Here is a 14,391-nt window from a genome sequence, read left to right on the forward strand (position 1 = left end):
TCAGTCCTCGACCCGTTCGCCCTTGTCGACGGCCTCTGCTACCCGTTCGCGGAGGTCACACAGCAGTTCCTGTTCGCTGTCGGCCAGCACCGCGTCGCTGTCGGCCAGCGTCGCCAGGCCGAACGCCCGCGGCGACGGCGTCTCGACGGTCCGCGAAACCACGTCGATGTCCCCCGTCCGGACGGCCGAGAGGACGTCTTCGAGACGGGCGACGTGGAGTTCGTCCGCCAGGATCTCGCGGTAGGTCTCTTCGAGGACGGCGAAGTCGTCGAGTCCCTGCGCCAGCGAGAGGAGCATCTCGCTTTGCACCTGCTGTTTCGCGGCGGATTTCTCCGTTCCCTTGTAGCGTTTGAGCACCATCAGCGCGCGCGTGGCGTCGATGCGGAAGTAGCGCTTGAGGAGGTCCGTCCCGTCGAGTGCGCCCCGCAGGTCCTCGCGCGCGGCCGTCGGATCGAGGCCGCGAATCACGCCCGCGAGATCCACCTTTCGATTCAACGGCATCGAGAGGACGAACCCCTCGTCCGCGACGGCCACCTGGACGTCGGCGTTCGACCGCCCGGCGCAGTGGTACGCGAGGAGCCGCGAGAAGCCGTCGTTGAACCGCCGGCCGTAGACGGTGTGAACGTAGTATCGCCGGCGGTAGGCGTCCCGGTCGCGTTCGACCTCGATCGCGATGCGGTCGGGCGTGCTGACGCTCTCGGGGCCGGCGAAGGCCACCTGCTGGTCGTACGTGCGGGCGACGGCGCGGACGGCGTTCTCGTCGAGTGGGAACCCCGAAGCCAGTCGCGGACCGCCGGCCGCCCGCCGGCGTCGAGGCGGGCGAGCAGGTCGCGCTGGAAGGCGAGTATCTCGCGACCCAGGTCGTACGAGAGCGGGAGGCGTTCGGAGAACCACGACGGCACCGTCGGCCGGGCGTCGGTCCGGTCGGCGTAGACGTTCGATCCGCGGCGGTAGCGAAAGGCGAAGCGGTCGCCGCCGAGGGCGAACACGTCGCCGGGGTCCAAGGTGTCGAGATACGCCTCGTCGAGTTCGCCGACCCACTCGTCTTCCCCGCGGACGAACACGTCGCAGGTGAACGAATCGGGGATGGTTCCGACGTTCGTCATGTAGATGACGCGCGCGAGGCGGCCGCGCTTGCCGACGAGGGGTTCGCCCACGTCGAAGTCGGGGTAGTGGTGGTCGCCGTCCGGCGGGTCGTTTTCGTCCCGCCACACCTTCGGGTAGACGTTGTTCGCTTCCAGTCCGTCGTAGTTGGCGGTGAGGTAGCGAAACAGCGATTCGAAGTCGGCGTCGGTGAAATCGCGGTAGGGGTAGGCCCGCCGGACGACGCCCCGGATTTCGGCTTCGGACCGCGGCCCCTCGATGGCCATGCCGTAGACGTGTTGGGCGGCGACGTCCATCGCGTTCTCGGGGACGAACACCCGGTCGACGAACCCTTCAGCCGCTCTCCGGAGCATCACCGCACACTCGACGAGTTCGTCGGCGTCGAGAGCGAACACGCGCCCCTGGACGGTGCGGCCGACGCGGTGGCCCGCCCGACCCACGCGCTGGAGGAGCGACGCCACCGACTTCGGCGACCCCACCTGCACGACCAGGTCGACGTGGGGCATGTCGACGCCGAGTTCGAGGCTCGTCGAGGTGGTCACCACGTCGAGCGTTCCCGCCTTGAGGCGCTCCTCGACGTCCTGTCGGCGCGACTTCGAGAGGCTGCCGTGGTGGCAGGCGGAGTCGCTCTCGTCGTAGTCGAATCGCTCGCGGAGGGCCTGCAGGACGCGCTCCGCGCCGGATCGGGAGTTGGTGAACACGAGCGTGTTCTCGTGCGAGCGGACGAGTCCGTCGAGGCGGTCGTAGAAGCGCCGCTGCACGTCTTCACGGGGGTCCCGATCAGATCGGCGGCCGGACACTCCAACCGGAGGTCGAAGTCGCGGACGGACCGCGCGTCGACGACCTCGCAGTCGCGGGCGTCGCCGCCGGGCGTCTCGCGGCCGACGAGGAAGTCAGCCATCGTCGAGAGCGGTTCGACGGTGGCCGAACAGCCGATACGCGTGGGCGACCCGTCGGCGAGCGCTTCGAGTCGTTCGAGCGAGACGGACAGGTGCGTGCCGCGCTTGTCCGCCGCGAGGCTGTGTATCTCGTCGACGACGACGTACTCGACGGTGCGGAGTTTCTCGCGAAACTTCGGCGAGTCGAGCAGGATGGCGAGCGTCTCGGGCGTCGTGTTGAGGATGTGCGGCGTCTCCCCGAGCATCCGCTGTCGGGCGGCGTCGTCGGTGTCGCCGTGGCGGATGGCGTGGCGGACGGCGGTGGGTTCGTCGAGGCGGGCGGCGACGGCTTCCAGTGGCGTCTCCAGGTTCCGGTGGACGTCGTTGGCGAGCGACTTCAGCGGCGAGAGGTAGAGACAGTAGACCGAGTTCTCCAGGCCGTCCGCTCGCTCCCGCCGGAACAGGTCGTCGACGACGGCGGTGAAGGAAGCGAGCGTCTTGCCGCTCCCCGTCGGCGCACAGACGAGGGCGTTCCGCCCGTCGCGGACGAGCGGGATGGCCTCGCGCTGGGGCGGCGTGAAGAAGCCGCCGTTCTCGGGGACGTACGCGCCGAACTGCTCGACCCACCACTCGCGGACGGCGGGCTGGAGCGAGTGGAGGACCTCGGCGTCGGCGATAGGTTGGGCCTCGGGGTCGAACTCCACGTCCGCGTTCCGAAGCGCGTCGACGCCGCGTCCGGTCATGAGGTGATCGTCGGTGCCGGAAGGGGAAGTGCGTTGTGCCGCCGTCAGGCGAACTCGCGGTCGGACGCGGCGAGGCTGTCGTCGGTGCCGGCGACGAGCAGTCGGTCGTCGGCTCGGAACTCGACGTCGGGGACGACGTCCGTGATCCACTCACCGTCGCGTTCGAGGGGGCCGGATCGGTGGCGTCGCCGACGGCGCGTCCTCGCCGTACCCCGTCGTCGTGAACGGTCGCAACACCACCTCCAGCGAGTTGGGGGCGTCCGTAGCTCGTTCTCCCACGCCGCCATCCGTGGTTGTCGAGGAGCGTGAACCCGAACGTCGGCACCGTCAACAGGAGGAGAGACCGCACGCTCCGTCGCCGTCTCATGTCCGGGGGTTCGAGGGCCGGCCAGGTAGCCGCTCCCCCTGCGGCCGGACGCACAGGCGACCCGAAGCCATTTCCTCGCCCGCACCCCGAGGTGACGTATGCGCGTGACGTTTCTGGGGACGGGGAGCGCGATGCCGACGGCCGAGCGCGTTCAGACCGGAGTCCTGCTCGAAGCCGACGGGCGGACGCTGCTGGTCGACTGCGGTGCGGGTGTCCTGCACCGACTGTCACAGACCGATCCGGGCTACGAGGCGGCGTCGTCCGTACTGCTCACACACCACCACCTGGACCACGTCGCCGACCTCCTCCCCTCCTGAAAGCGCGGTGGCTGGCGGGCGAGGACCACCTCGAAGTCGTCGGCCCGTCGGGGACGAAGGCGCTCCTCGACGGCCTGTTGGACGTCCACGACTACCTCGACGGCCGGGTCGACCTGCGCGTCCGCGAAGTCGGGGCGCGCGCGTTCGAGGTGGCGGGCTTCGACGTGTCGGCCTACGAGACGCGTCACTCCGTCGACTGTCTGGCCTACCGCTTCGAGTCCGCCCACGGGGACTTCACCTTCAGCGGTGATAGCGAGGCGTTCGACGGCCTGACGAACTTCGCGGACGGGTCGGCGGTGCTGGCCCACGACTGCTCGTTCCCCGACGAGGTAGACGTCTCCAACCACCCGACGGCGACGCAGCTCGGCGAGGCGCTCGCGGGGTGTGACGTCGGTCGGGTCTACCTGACGCATCTCTACCCCCACACCGAGGGGGCACACCGGGAGATGCTCGACGCGATCGAACGCCAGTTCGACGGCGACGTGCGGTTCGCGCGCGACGGCCTCCGGTTCGAAATCGACGGGGCTGAATAGCCCGGACACCCTCGGCGACGACACGCCGGGCCGTCGCCGCCGACGTCGCTCTCGCCGAATTTCTCTCGCGTGAGCGACGCTTCGGGAGCGCGGAGTCGACGGCGAACGCCCGAGCGACTGCTCGGTCGCCCCTCGCGCTAGTCGCGGTGGACGCGGGTGCCCGGCGACTCGCCGCGGAGGAAGGCGTCGAGGTCGGCCGGGCCGAAGACGTGTGCCGGCGTCGGGAGGTCGAGCAACGTCCGCACCTTGCCGGCCATCCCCCGGTGACGTCCGTCGCGTCGCTCCCGCCGAGGGCGTCGGCCACGTCCGAGAACGCGGTGAGTTCGGGGATCACTTCGCCCGACTCATCGAGGACGCCGGAGACGGTCGAACAGAGGCCGACCCGGTCGGCGTCGAGGCCGGTCGCCAGGCGCGTGACGACTTCGTCGCCGCTGAGGATGGTGACGCCCTCGCCGGCGTGGGCGACGACGTCGCCGTGGAGGACGGGGACGAACCCCTCGTCGAGCATCGTCCGCACCTGGTCGAGGGGCAGGATCAGGTCGCCGTCCGCGTCGCGCGCCGCCGCCGACAGCGGGTGGACGGGGAGCGCGGGGACGTCCCGGTCGTGGAGTCGCGAGAGGACGAAGCGGTTGAGCGTCGTCATCGCGCCGTGGATGTCCATCGCCGCGGCGGCGTCGCGGGTCCCGTCGGTCACCGTCGTCCCGTGTTCGTCGGCGTAGTGGTGGCCGAAACTCCCCGCCCCGTGGACGAGAACGAGGCGGTCCACTCGGGCGCTCGCGACGGCGTCGGCCGCGGCGTCGAGGGCCTCCCCGTCGAGGGTCTCTCGCCTCCCTTTCTCGGTGATGACGCTCCCGCCGAGTTTGAGGACGACGGTCATTCGACGCGTCGCACCCCCTCGTCGGCGAGTTCGGCGCGGAAGGCGTCCTCGCAGTCCGGCGTGAGAGAGAGCGCCGTCACCGTCTCCGGCGTCGGGTCGAGGGCGACGATACAGCCACCGCCGCCCGCGCCGGTGAGTTTCGCGCCGTGTGCGCCCGCCTCGCGGGCCGCCCACACCATGCTGTCGAGCGACCGGGAGGAGACGCCCAGCGCCTCCAGCAGGCCGTGATTGAAGTTCATCAGGCGGCCGAGTTCCGCGAGGAAGTCGTCGTCGGGCGTCGACGCCGGGTCCGCGTCGGCGAGCAGTCGTTCGCCCCGGCGGACGATGTCGCCGATGGTCTCGACGGTGTCGGCGGCGAAGCCGTACTCCTCTTTGAGCGCGCGCACGCCGGCGACGAGTTCGCCCGTGTCGCCCGCGCCGCCGTCGAAGCCGATGACGAACGGCAGGGAGGGCGTCTCGACGGTCCGGCAGTCGTCGCCCTCGACGCGGACCGCGCCGCCCATGGTCGAGCAGAAGGTGTCGGCGCGGGAGGCCTCGCCCTCCTGGACGTCGGCCTCGGCGCGGTAGGCCCGGTCGGCGATCTCCTCGGGCGGGAGGGTGACGCCGAGTTCGCGGGCGGCGGCGTCGATGCCGGCGACGGCGACGGCCGCGGAAGAGCCGAGTCCGGCACCGAGCGGGATGTCGCTCTCGACGGTGATGTCGAAGCCGGCGTCGGGCGCGTCGGCGGCGTCACGGGCCTGCGCGACGGCGGCGTCGACATAGCCCATCGCCGCCTCGACCAGTGGGGTGGGGACGGCGACGTCCGGGCGGCCGTCGGTCCCTCCGGCGTACTCGACGGTGAAGCCGTCGAGGCTGAGGTCTTCGGCCGTCACGCGGACGTGGTCGTCGTCGCGCGCCTCGACGGAGACGGTGGCCCGCCGCTCGATGGCACAGGGGACCGCCGGCTCGCCGTAGACGACGGCGTGTTCACCGAACAGGTAGACCTTGCCCGGTGCGCTCGAAACGGTCATGGACTGGTGTTCGACGGCGGGCGCTTAAGCGGTGCGCTCCACCGCCGCGTCACTCCGCCAGATCGTCGAGTTCGTCGAGTTCGTCCAGCGCCTCGTCGCCCCCGAGGAGTTTCTTCGCCGCCACGGCGACGACGAGCGCGACGACGAGGACGGCGAGGAGTTTGCCGGCCCTGCCGCCGGGACAGCTACACCCCCGGCGTCGGCGGATTCGTCCGCGTCCGCGTTCGCGTCGCCATCGCCCGTCGGTGCGGCCTCCGTCTTTCGCTTGCCCACGACGTCGCCCATCTGTGACGGGCCGAACTGGATCGACCCCTCGTCCAGATGCAGCTCCAAGAGCGTGAACTTCTTGTCAGCCATGGACGGGGATTCGGTCAGGAGGGATATAGCCGTTGTGACATCGGCGGCGACACCGTCGCTTTGATTGCCACACCGGCACATCCCCGATCATGGATGCAGACAGACGCGACTTCCTCGAACGACTCCTCTCGACGCCGAGTCCGTCGGGCTACGAGGCGCGCGGCCAGCGGGTGTGGGTAGAGTACGTCTCCGCGTTCGCCGACGAGGTGCGGACGGACGCCTACGGCAACGCGGTGGCCGTCCACGACGAGTCGGGCGACGGGCCGCGTCTCGCCTTCGCCGGACACGCCGACGAAATCGGGTTCGTCGTCAAACGAATCGAGGACGACGGCTTCCTCCGGGTCGGCCCCATCGGCGGCGCGGATCGGACCGTCTCGAAGGGCCAGCACGTCACCGTCCACGCCGACGACCCGGTGCAGGGCGTCGTCGGGCAGACGGCCATCCACCTCCGGGAGAAAGGCAAAGAGGAGTACGACGAACTCGGCGAGCAGTACGTCGACGTCGGCGCGACGAGCGAGGAGGAGGCCGAGTCGCTGGTCGAGGTGGGCGACCCCGTCACCTACGCGACGACGGTCGAGGACCTCCACGGGACGCGCCTGGCCGCCCGCGGCATGGACAACCGAATCGGGACGTGGGCCGCCGCGGAGGGCCTGCGTCGCGCCGTCGAGGCGGGCGTCGAGGGGCCCGTCTACGCCGTCAGCACCGTCCAGGAGGAGGTCGGCCGGCGCGGCGCGATGATGGTCGGCTTCGACCTGGAGGTGGACGCCTTCGTGACCGTCGACGTGACCCACGCGACGGACACGCCCGGCATCTCGACGGCCCAGCGGGGACCGGTCGAACTCGGCGAGGGGCCGGTCGTCTCCCGCGGGAGCGCCAACCACCCCGCGCTCGTCGACCTCGCGCGGGCGGCCGCCGACGCCGGCGACGTCGACGTGCAGTTGCAGGCGACGGGTACCTACACCGGCACCGACGCCGACGCCTTCTACACGAGTCGCGGGGGCGTCCCGACGGTCGACGTCGGCCTGCCGAACCGGTACATGCACACGCCGGTCGAAGTCGTCGACGCCGAGGACCTGACCGACCTCGCGGACCTCCTCGGGGAGATGGCGGACGCCGCCCCGGCGTTCGCACCGTTCGCCGTCGACGTGTAGCACGTGCAGGCGCGTCACACGGCCGTGAGCCGAAAGAAAACCGTTAAAAGTCGCCGCGGGGTGTGATGAAGTATGGCTGGAACTATCGAAGCGCTCGTTCCGGGCGGCCAGGCCACACCCGGCCCGCCGCTCGGCCCCGAGCTCGGACCGACGCCCGTAGACGTCCAGGCAGTGGTCCAGGAGATCAACGACCAGACCGAGGCGTTCGACGGGATGGAGGTGCCGGTCACCGTCGACTACGAGGACGACGGCTCGTTCACCATCGAGGTCGGCGTCCCGCCGACGGCCGAACTAATCAAAGACGAGGCGGGCTTCGACACGGGCAGCGGCGAACCCCAGGAGAACTTCGTCGCCGACCTGTCGGTCGATCAGGTGCAGAAGGTCGCCGAACAGAAGCAGTCCGACCTGCTCTCTTACGACCTGAAGAACGCGGCGAAGGAAGTCGTCGGCACCTGCGTCTCGCTCGGCGTCACCATTGAGGGGAACGACCCCCGCGAGTTCAAAGAGCGCATCGACGCGGGCGAGTACGACGAGAAGTTCGCGGCCGAAGCGTAACCGACTCCGTTCTGTCCTCCGACTACCCCGGTTCGGCGAACGCGTAGAGGCGGCCGTCGTCGGTCCCGACGAACAGCGCGGACCCGACGACGGCCGTCTCCGAGAACCGTGCGTACTGCTCGAAGAACTGCCAGCGAAGCGTCTCGTCTGAGCGGGCCTGCACGAGGCCGTCCGACTGCGGTACGAAGACCGTGTCGAGCGTAGCGGCGGATGCCGCCCGTACTCGAACGGCCGGCGAGACCGGCGGCGACCGGGAGCGTTCGGTCAGTCGAGAGGCAGTAGATTGAGGGCCGGCGGGGACGGAGGCGGAGTATGGATCGCGTCTGTGTCTACTGCGGATCGAACCCCGGGCGCGACCCGGCGTACGTGGAGTCGGCGACGGCCTTCGGCGAAGCGCTCGTCGCCCGCGACGTCGGACTGGTTTACGGCGGCGGCCACGTCGGGATGATGGGCGCGATCGCCGACGCCGTCCTCGACGCCGGCGGCGAGGCCGTCGGCGTGATTCCCGAGGCGCTCGCCGACCAGGAAGAGGCCCACACGGGCCTGACGGAACTCCACGTCGTCGGATCGATGCACGAGCGAAAGCAACGGATGGTGGACCTCGCGGACGGATTCGCCGCCCTCCCCGGCGGCCTGGGAACGATAGAGGAGATTTTCGAGGTGTTGACGTGGGCGCAACTCGGCTTTCACGGCAACCCCTGTGGCTTCCTGAACGTCGCGGGCTACTACGACGACCTGACAGCGTTTCTCGACCACGCCACCGACGAGTCGTTCGTCCGTCCGGACCACCGCGACATCGTCCACGTCGAAGCCGATTCCGAAGCATTGCTCGACGCCTTCGAGGTGTACGAACCGCCGACCGTCGAGAAAGTCATCGAGGGCGACGAGACCTGAACGCGCGGTCGTACTGCACGGGCACGTCGAGTTCCTCCTCGCGGCCGAGCCGCCGTGCGGCGTGGTGGGTGAAGTAGGGGTCGCGGAGGTGTTCTCGGCCGATGACGGCGAGATCGGCGCGTTCGTTGCGGATCAGTGCGTCGGCCTGTTCCGGCGACGTGATACCGCCGACGGCACCGACGGCGACGCCCGAGGAGCCCTCGCGGACGCGCCGGCCGTACTTGATCTGGTAGCCCGGACCGGACGCGGGGAGCTGCTGATCGGGGTGGACGCCGCCCGCGCTCACGTCCACGAGGTCGACGCCGAGGTCGCCGAGGTCGTCGGCGAGGCGGGCCGACTGCTCGACGGTCCACGAGTCCCGATCGGGGAGCCAGTCCGTCGCGGAGATGCGGACGAACAGGGCCTTCTCACTGGGCCAGACGTCGTCGACGGCGGCGACGAGTTCGCGCAGGAAGCGCGTCCGGTTCTCGAACGACCCGCCGTACTCGTCGTCCCGGTCGTTCGTGACCGGCGAGAGGAACTCGTGGGTGAGATAGCCGTGTGCGGCGTGGAGTTCGGCCACCTGAAAGCCGGCTTCGTCGGCGCGACGCGCCGCTGCGACGAAAGACTCCTGTACGTCCTCGACGTCGGATTTCGTCATCTTCCGCGTCGCCGGCGGCGTCCCGTCGTAGGGCCACGGCGTCGCCGACGGAGCGAGCGTCTCCCAGCCGCCCTCGTCGGGCTGGAGCGGCCGACTCCTTCCCACGGCCGCGTCTTCGACGCCTTCCGACCGGCGTGGGCGAGTTGGATTCCCGGAACGCTCCCCTGGTCGCGGACGAACGCCGTGACGTCGGCGAGGGCGTCCGCGTGGTCGTCGCTCCAGATACCCAGGTCGTGTGGCGTGATGCGCCCCCGCGGCTCGACCGCCGTGGCTTCGCTCATCACGAGTCCGGCCCCGCCGACGGCGCGACTCGTCAGGTGGGAGAAATGCCAGTCGGTCGGCATCCCGTCGCGCGCCTCACAGGAGTACTGGCACATCGGCGACACCATCACGCGGTTCGGGAGTTCGATACCGCCGAGTTCCAGCGGCGTGAACAGGTCTGCGGACACGAACGGGGATAGGGCCGCCGGCTCGAAAGGCCCCTCGAAACCGGCGGTGCGTTCCTCTATCGCGGCACGGACGCGCCGCCGACCGCGTCTCCCAGCGGGTCAGCGCTCGTCGCCGTCCCGTCGGGCGGCGCGTTCGGCCGACCGGCGGTCCATCTGTTCCCCTCGCCTCCGTTCTTCACGGACGAACGCGTAGAGGACGAGTGGGGCGATCACGGCGAACAGGACAACCACCACGAAGACGGCGGCGGCCATTACCCGAAGAAGACGTCCACGAGGTCACTCCCCGACGATCCGACGTCGGCGTACAGTTCGGTGTAGCCGCAGTTGGTGCAGGTGACGGTGCTGAACTTGTTCGTCTGGATGTCGAACATCTTGCTCAGGCCGCTCCCGGTCGTCGAGATGCTCCCCACCTTCGCGTCGGTGTGGCCGCATTTCTGACATCCTTCCGACTCGTCTGCGCGAGGACTTTCGGACATACCAGACACCGCGAGAGGGCGGACATTAGTTCTTGGCTTGGCTGAAACGACGGCTGTAGCTACGACGAGACGGGGACGCCCCGCGTCGCAGTTGCCTTGAACGAGACGACGACGGAGGTGCCGGGTTCGAGTGCGAGGTTGCGGACGCTGTCGAGGGTAACGAGCGCCACCACGTCGGTCGCCCCACCGACGTCGACGGAGATGCGAGCGACGGCCTCCCCGCGGTCCACGTCCGTGACGTGGCCTTCGAGTCGGTTGCGGGCGCTCGTCCGATCGCCCGACGGCGCATCGTCCGTCGCGTGGAGCGTCACCGCGTCGGCGCGGATGGTGAGGCGAATCTTGTCGCCCTCCTCGGGAACCAGTGCCCGGACGAGTCCCGCCGCCGTCCCCATGGTGGCGAGTTCGCCGTCGCGCCCCCACACCGTCCCGGAGAGGACGGTTTCGTCGACGTTGGTGACGCCCGAGAACTCCGCGCGGAGGCGCTCGTAGCGTTCGAGGAGTGCGCGCGCGCCGTCAGTGAGTTCGCTGCCGCCGCCACCTGACCCGCCGCGACGGCGTTCGACCAGGTCGCCGAACGCGCCCTCCAGTTCGACGACGCGCTGTTGCGCACGCGAGTACGACCGGCCGAGCGCCTCCGCCGCCGCGTTGAGCGAGCGACGTTCGTCGATGGCCCGGAGCAACTCGACCCCGGTCGGTGACGGTGACGTCACCGTGTCCCAGTCGGGCGTCGAACTCGGGCGTGAACTCCATACGAAGAGCGACGGGATGTGTGACCAAAGAGGTTATGTCGAACGCTGAATAACGCCGTTATGCTAATGAAGGAACAACGAAAACGCGAGCAGTACGAACACTGGAAGCGCGTCGTCGCCGGCAGTTCACGGCGGGGATTTCTCCGGAACGCGGGGGCGCTTGGGCTGGCGGGACTCGCCGGCTGTTCCGGCGGTAGCGGCGGATCGGGCGGGACCGCGACGCCGACGAGTACCCCGAACGACTCGGATGGCGGAAGCGACACGCAGACCGCCACGTCAACGCCGACGGAGACGCCGATGGCGGATTCGATGACCATCTTCCACGCCGGGAGCCTGGCTCCACCGTTCAGCGCCGCCGAGCCCCAGTTCGAGGAGGGGTACGGCGTCGACGTCACGCGCGAGGCCAAGGGATCGGTCGCCTCGACGCAGAAAATCGTCCAACAGAGACGGAACGCGGACGTTCTCGGCGTCTCTGACTTCCGGCTCATTCGCAATCGCGTCCTCCCGGACTACGGCGACTGGTACGCCATCTTCACGACGAACTCGATGTCCCTCCAGTATCGCGAGGACTCGCCGGGGGCCGACGAGATCTCGGCGGACAACTGGTGGGAGGTGCTCTCGCGCGACGACGTCACGGTCGGTCACGCCGATCCCGCCGTCGACCCGGGTGGCTACCGAGCGGTGATGACCCAGCAGTTGGGTAAATACGAATTCGAGGGCGAGAAACTCTACGACGACTCCACGTTCCAGAAGATACGCGAGAACTCGACGGTGCCGACGGGGACGGAGACGAAACTCGAGGACAACTGCAGACGGGTTCGCTGGACTACGCCTTCTACTACCAGTCCATCTCCAGTACGTCGGATATGCCGTACGTCGACCTGCAACCCCAGGTCAACCTCTCGAAGGCGACGAGCAAGTACGCCGAACATTACGCCAAGGCGAAAGTCGAGACCGACAGCGGGACGTTCACCGGCGCACCCATCGCCTACGGTATCACCGTCCCGAGCGTCGCCGAACACCCCGGCCGCGGGGCGCAGTGGGTCGAGTACTTCGCCACCGATCCCGGCCGGGCGATCCTCGAAGAACAGGGACTCGTCCCCGTCGACCCCGTCGTCGTCCCCGAGAACGGACGAGACGCGGTGCCCGACCGGGTGATGGAAGTCGCCTCCGCGAAGAGCAACCTCGGCCCACTCGAACTGTAGAGGGCGCTCCGACATACATATGCTCCCGAACGTGAACAACGGCAAAAATGGCAACGAGAACTGAAACGAGAGTATCACTGGACGGAATCGGACGCGGGGCACTCGCAGTTGCGTTCGTCGCGATGCAGATACTGGCGTTCGTGGCCGCGTACACCACGGGTCGTCCGACGTGGTACGCCTTCTTCATGGTCGGGAGTACGGCGGTCACCGCGTACGTGCTCCAGGGCGACACCTTCGTCGTCGCGGCGGCGACGTTAGGGAGCGTCCTGATGATCGCACTCGCGTTACCGCTCTTTCTGTTCGTCGCCCGGCAGTCCCCCTCGCTGATAGTCGAGAAAACGCTCGACTCGGACGTCCACCGTATGATATATCTCGGCGTATACGGCCCGCTACTGGCCGCCCTGGTCAGTCTCGTCTTCGGCGTACCGCTCGCGCACCTGCTCTCGGAAGGCTTCGTCGGTCAGCCACTCGTCGAGAGCCTGGTGGATCTACCCCTGGTCGTCCCCCACAGCGTGGCGGGCATTCTCATTCTCTTCGGCTTCGGCAAGGGCGGCGCGTTTCCGAACGTCTCCATCCTGGGGACCATGGTCGGGATGGTGCTGGCGATGGCGTTCGTGAGCGCTCCCTACGCGGTCAACGCCGCACGGGAAGCCTTCGAGGCCATCGACGACCGGCTGGAGTACGCCTCACGCATCCACGGCGCGAACCGCTGGGAGACGTTCCGTCGGGTGACCGGCCCGCTCGCGGTGCGGGGAATCGTCACCGGCGGCGTCCTCGCGTGGGCGCGAGCGGTCTCCGAGTTCGGCGCGGTCGCGGTCGTCGCGTACAGCGTCTCCTTTTTCTACCTGCCGGCGGGCGAGAAGGTGACCGCCCAGCACGCGCCGGTGTTCGTCTACAACACGTATCTGCAGGGCGGCCTCGCGGAGAGCGGGGCAGTGGCGTTCCTGTTGCTCGCGGTGTCCGGGATCATCTTCCTGATCATCCGCTATCTCACCGGCGACAGTACGACCACGGGAGGGGTCGTCTGATGGGCCTCCACGCCGACGTCTCCGCGACGTTCACCGCCGACGGGGCGGACACCTTCCACGTCGACGCCGAGTTCGACGTCGAACGCGGCGAGAGCCTGGTCGTTCTCGGACCGAGCGGGAGCGGCAAAACGTTGCTGTTGGAGACCGTGGCGGGCTTTCACTCCCACGACGGAACGGTCACACTCGACGGCCGACGCGTGAGCGATTCGCCACCCGAACAGCGCGACTTCGGCTTCGTCTTCCAGGACTACGCGCTCTTCCCGCACATGACCGTCCGCGAGAACGCCGACTACGGGAGCCGCTACCACGACGAGACGCGAGATCCGATCGACCTACTCGCGGAACTCGGCGTCGACGACCTGCTCGACCGCTATCCACCGACGCTCTCGGGAGGCGAGAAACAGCGAGTCGCGCTGGCACGAGCGCTGGCGATCAGACCGGAGGTAATGCTGCTCGACGAACCGCTGGCGGCGCTCGACGTCCCCACTCGGCAGGACCTCCGAGACGACCTCGCGGACGTGCTGACGGACGCCACTGCGGTCTACGTCACCCACAATCGGACGACTGCGCGGGCACTCGCGGACCGCATCGCCGTGATGAACGACGGTCGAATCGTACAGCTCGGCACCCCCGAGGAGATTTTCGAGCGCCCGTCGTCGCCGATGGTCGCCCGCTTCACCGGGTCGAACTACGTCGACCTCGCGGAGACGCCGTCGCTCAGGGGCGCACTCGGCGGAACCGAGGACGACGCGATTTCGATCCGGCCGGAGGCGGTGGAACTCGGCGACGGTGGCGACGTTCGTGCGACCGTCGAACGGGTCGTTCGGGAGGACGCGACCAACCGACTGACGCTGTCGGTGGACGGGGAGGCTATCGAGGCGTTCGCCGACGTCTCTCCCGACATCGGCGACGAGATGTGGCTCACGTTTCCGCCGGATCGCCTCTACTACATGGACGGCCGGGAGGAGGCGATTCGAGCGTGACCACGGCGGTTGCCGGTCACCCATCAGGGTGGCACTCGATCGACGGTTCGACGGCTTTAAGTCCGCCTTCGCCCT

At 68.9% G+C, this 14,391-nt stretch carries 13 protein-coding genes and 4 pseudogenes; 7 read left to right on the top strand and 10 right to left on the bottom strand.

Going from position 1 to position 14,391, the window contains the following annotated elements:
- Both ACFQJD_RS11400 and ACFQJD_RS11405 read right to left on the bottom strand, forming a co-directional pair.
- Positions 1-2,725, bottom strand: a pseudogene (locus tag ACFQJD_RS11400) (ATP-dependent helicase).
- A 44-nt stretch (positions 2,726-2,769) separates the two neighbouring features.
- Positions 2,770-3,012, bottom strand: a complete 243-nt coding sequence (locus ACFQJD_RS11405; protein WP_379798322.1) for a hypothetical protein — start codon at positions 3,010-3,012, stop codon at positions 2,770-2,772.
- A 178-nt stretch (positions 3,013-3,190) separates the two neighbouring features.
- Between ACFQJD_RS11405 and ACFQJD_RS11410 the strand changes: the two are divergent.
- A pseudogene (locus tag ACFQJD_RS11410) lies at positions 3,191-3,942 on the top strand (MBL fold metallo-hydrolase).
- 137 nt (positions 3,943-4,079) lie between these two features.
- Here the strand turns inward: ACFQJD_RS11410 and ACFQJD_RS11415 are convergent.
- The 3 genes and pseudogenes from ACFQJD_RS11415 to ACFQJD_RS11425 all read right to left on the bottom strand — a co-directional run bounded on the left by ACFQJD_RS11415 (position 4,080) and on the right by ACFQJD_RS11425 (position 6,186).
- A pseudogene (locus ACFQJD_RS11415) lies at positions 4,080-4,819 on the bottom strand (isopentenyl phosphate kinase).
- The gene (gene mvk, locus ACFQJD_RS11420; RefSeq protein WP_379798323.1) at positions 4,816-5,829 is read right to left on the bottom strand and encodes a mevalonate kinase; all 1,014 of its coding nucleotides are present in this window, start codon (positions 5,827-5,829) and stop codon (positions 4,816-4,818) included. The pseudogene ACFQJD_RS11415 and the gene mvk overlap by 4 nt, the downstream one beginning before the upstream one ends.
- 24 nt (positions 5,830-5,853) lie before the next feature.
- Complete coding sequence (locus ACFQJD_RS11425; protein ID WP_379798325.1) at positions 5,854-6,186, bottom strand: hypothetical protein; 333 nt, start codon at positions 6,184-6,186, stop codon at positions 5,854-5,856.
- A gap of 89 nt (positions 6,187-6,275) precedes the next feature.
- Between ACFQJD_RS11425 and ACFQJD_RS11430 the strand changes: the two genes are divergently transcribed.
- Together ACFQJD_RS11430 and ACFQJD_RS11435 are read left to right on the top strand one after the other, a co-directional pair.
- Positions 6,276-7,337, top strand: coding sequence for a M20/M25/M40 family metallo-hydrolase (locus ACFQJD_RS11430; protein ID WP_379798327.1), 1,062 nt, complete (start codon positions 6,276-6,278; stop codon positions 7,335-7,337).
- Between the two features lie 72 nt (positions 7,338-7,409).
- Positions 7,410-7,892: a 50S ribosomal protein L11 gene (locus ACFQJD_RS11435; RefSeq protein ID WP_379798329.1), complete on the top strand. Its 483-nt coding sequence runs from the start codon at positions 7,410-7,412 to the stop codon at positions 7,890-7,892.
- A 22-nt stretch (positions 7,893-7,914) separates the two neighbouring features.
- Here the strand turns inward: ACFQJD_RS11435 and ACFQJD_RS11440 are convergent, their stop codons facing one another.
- Positions 7,915-8,055: a PQQ-binding-like beta-propeller repeat protein gene (locus ACFQJD_RS11440; protein ID WP_379798331.1), complete on the bottom strand. Its 141-nt coding sequence runs from the start codon at positions 8,053-8,055 to the stop codon at positions 7,915-7,917.
- Between the two features lie 149 nt (positions 8,056-8,204).
- On the opposite strand from ACFQJD_RS11440, the gene ACFQJD_RS11445 reads away from it, so the two are divergent.
- Positions 8,205-8,786 (top strand): TIGR00730 family Rossman fold protein, encoded by a 582-nt coding sequence (locus ACFQJD_RS11445; RefSeq protein ID WP_379798333.1) that lies wholly within the window; start codon positions 8,205-8,207, stop codon positions 8,784-8,786.
- Here ACFQJD_RS11445 and ACFQJD_RS11450 read toward each other — a convergent pair.
- The 4 genes and pseudogenes from ACFQJD_RS11450 to ACFQJD_RS11465 all read right to left on the bottom strand — a co-directional run bounded on the left by ACFQJD_RS11450 (position 8,764) and on the right by ACFQJD_RS11465 (position 11,061).
- A pseudogene (locus ACFQJD_RS11450) lies at positions 8,764-9,875 on the bottom strand (NADH:flavin oxidoreductase/NADH oxidase). The gene ACFQJD_RS11445 and the pseudogene ACFQJD_RS11450 overlap by 23 nt on opposite strands.
- Before the next feature lie 99 nt (positions 9,876-9,974).
- Entirely contained in the window at positions 9,975-10,127 is a 153-nt protein-coding gene (locus tag ACFQJD_RS11455) for a hypothetical protein (RefSeq protein WP_379798335.1), read from the bottom strand.
- Entirely contained in the window at positions 10,127-10,351 is a 225-nt protein-coding gene (locus tag ACFQJD_RS11460) for a zinc ribbon domain-containing protein (protein ID WP_379798337.1), read from the bottom strand. Before ACFQJD_RS11460 ends, ACFQJD_RS11455 begins: the two co-directional genes overlap by 1 nt.
- A gap of 59 nt (positions 10,352-10,410) precedes the next feature.
- Positions 10,411-11,061: a TOBE domain-containing protein gene (locus ACFQJD_RS11465; RefSeq protein ID WP_379798339.1), complete on the bottom strand. Its 651-nt coding sequence runs from the start codon at positions 11,059-11,061 to the stop codon at positions 10,411-10,413.
- A 105-nt stretch (positions 11,062-11,166) separates the two neighbouring features.
- On the opposite strand from ACFQJD_RS11465, the gene ACFQJD_RS11470 reads away from it, so the two are divergent.
- The 3 genes from ACFQJD_RS11470 to ACFQJD_RS11480 all read left to right on the top strand — a co-directional run bounded on the left by ACFQJD_RS11470 (position 11,167) and on the right by ACFQJD_RS11480 (position 14,316).
- Entirely contained in the window at positions 11,167-12,258 is a 1,092-nt protein-coding gene (locus ACFQJD_RS11470; protein WP_379798341.1) for a substrate-binding domain-containing protein, read from the top strand.
- A 169-nt stretch (positions 12,259-12,427) separates the two neighbouring features.
- Positions 12,428-13,333, top strand: a complete 906-nt coding sequence (locus ACFQJD_RS11475; RefSeq protein ID WP_379798343.1) for an ABC transporter permease — start codon at positions 12,428-12,430, stop codon at positions 13,331-13,333.
- A complete protein-coding gene (locus ACFQJD_RS11480) occupies positions 13,333-14,316 on the top strand; it encodes an ABC transporter ATP-binding protein (protein ID WP_379798345.1) in 984 nt (327 codons plus the stop codon). The genes ACFQJD_RS11475 and ACFQJD_RS11480 overlap by 1 nt, the downstream gene beginning before the upstream one ends.
- Positions 14,317-14,391 lie beyond the last annotated feature (75 nt).

Source organism: Haloplanus sp. GCM10025708, from assembly GCF_042663985.1.
GTDB classification, from domain to species: domain Archaea; phylum Halobacteriota; class Halobacteria; order Halobacteriales; family Haloferacaceae; genus Salinirarus; species Salinirarus marinus.

Coding starts and splice junctions, on each gene's coding strand:
- ACFQJD_RS11405 (WP_379798322.1), bottom strand. CDS start 3,012: ATGGCGGCGTGGGAGAACGAGCTACGGACGCCCCCAACTCGCTGGAGG.
- mvk (WP_379798323.1), bottom strand. CDS start 5,829: ATGACCGTTTCGAGCGCACCGGGCAAGGTCTACCTGTTCGGTGAACAC.
- ACFQJD_RS11425 (WP_379798325.1), bottom strand. CDS start 6,186: ATGGCTGACAAGAAGTTCACGCTCTTGGAGCTGCATCTGGACGAGGGG.
- ACFQJD_RS11430 (WP_379798327.1), top strand. CDS start 6,276: ATGGATGCAGACAGACGCGACTTCCTCGAACGACTCCTCTCGACGCCG.
- ACFQJD_RS11435 (WP_379798329.1), top strand. CDS start 7,410: ATGGCTGGAACTATCGAAGCGCTCGTTCCGGGCGGCCAGGCCACACCC.
- ACFQJD_RS11445 (WP_379798333.1), top strand. CDS start 8,205: ATGGATCGCGTCTGTGTCTACTGCGGATCGAACCCCGGGCGCGACCCG.
- ACFQJD_RS11455 (WP_379798335.1), bottom strand. CDS start 10,127: ATGGCCGCCGCCGTCTTCGTGGTGGTTGTCCTGTTCGCCGTGATCGCC.
- ACFQJD_RS11460 (WP_379798337.1), bottom strand. CDS start 10,351: ATGTCCGAAAGTCCTCGCGCAGACGAGTCGGAAGGATGTCAGAAATGC.
- ACFQJD_RS11470 (WP_379798341.1), top strand. CDS start 11,167: ATGAAGGAACAACGAAAACGCGAGCAGTACGAACACTGGAAGCGCGTC.
- ACFQJD_RS11475 (WP_379798343.1), top strand. CDS start 12,428: ATGCAGATACTGGCGTTCGTGGCCGCGTACACCACGGGTCGTCCGACG.
- ACFQJD_RS11480 (WP_379798345.1), top strand. CDS start 13,333: ATGGGCCTCCACGCCGACGTCTCCGCGACGTTCACCGCCGACGGGGCG.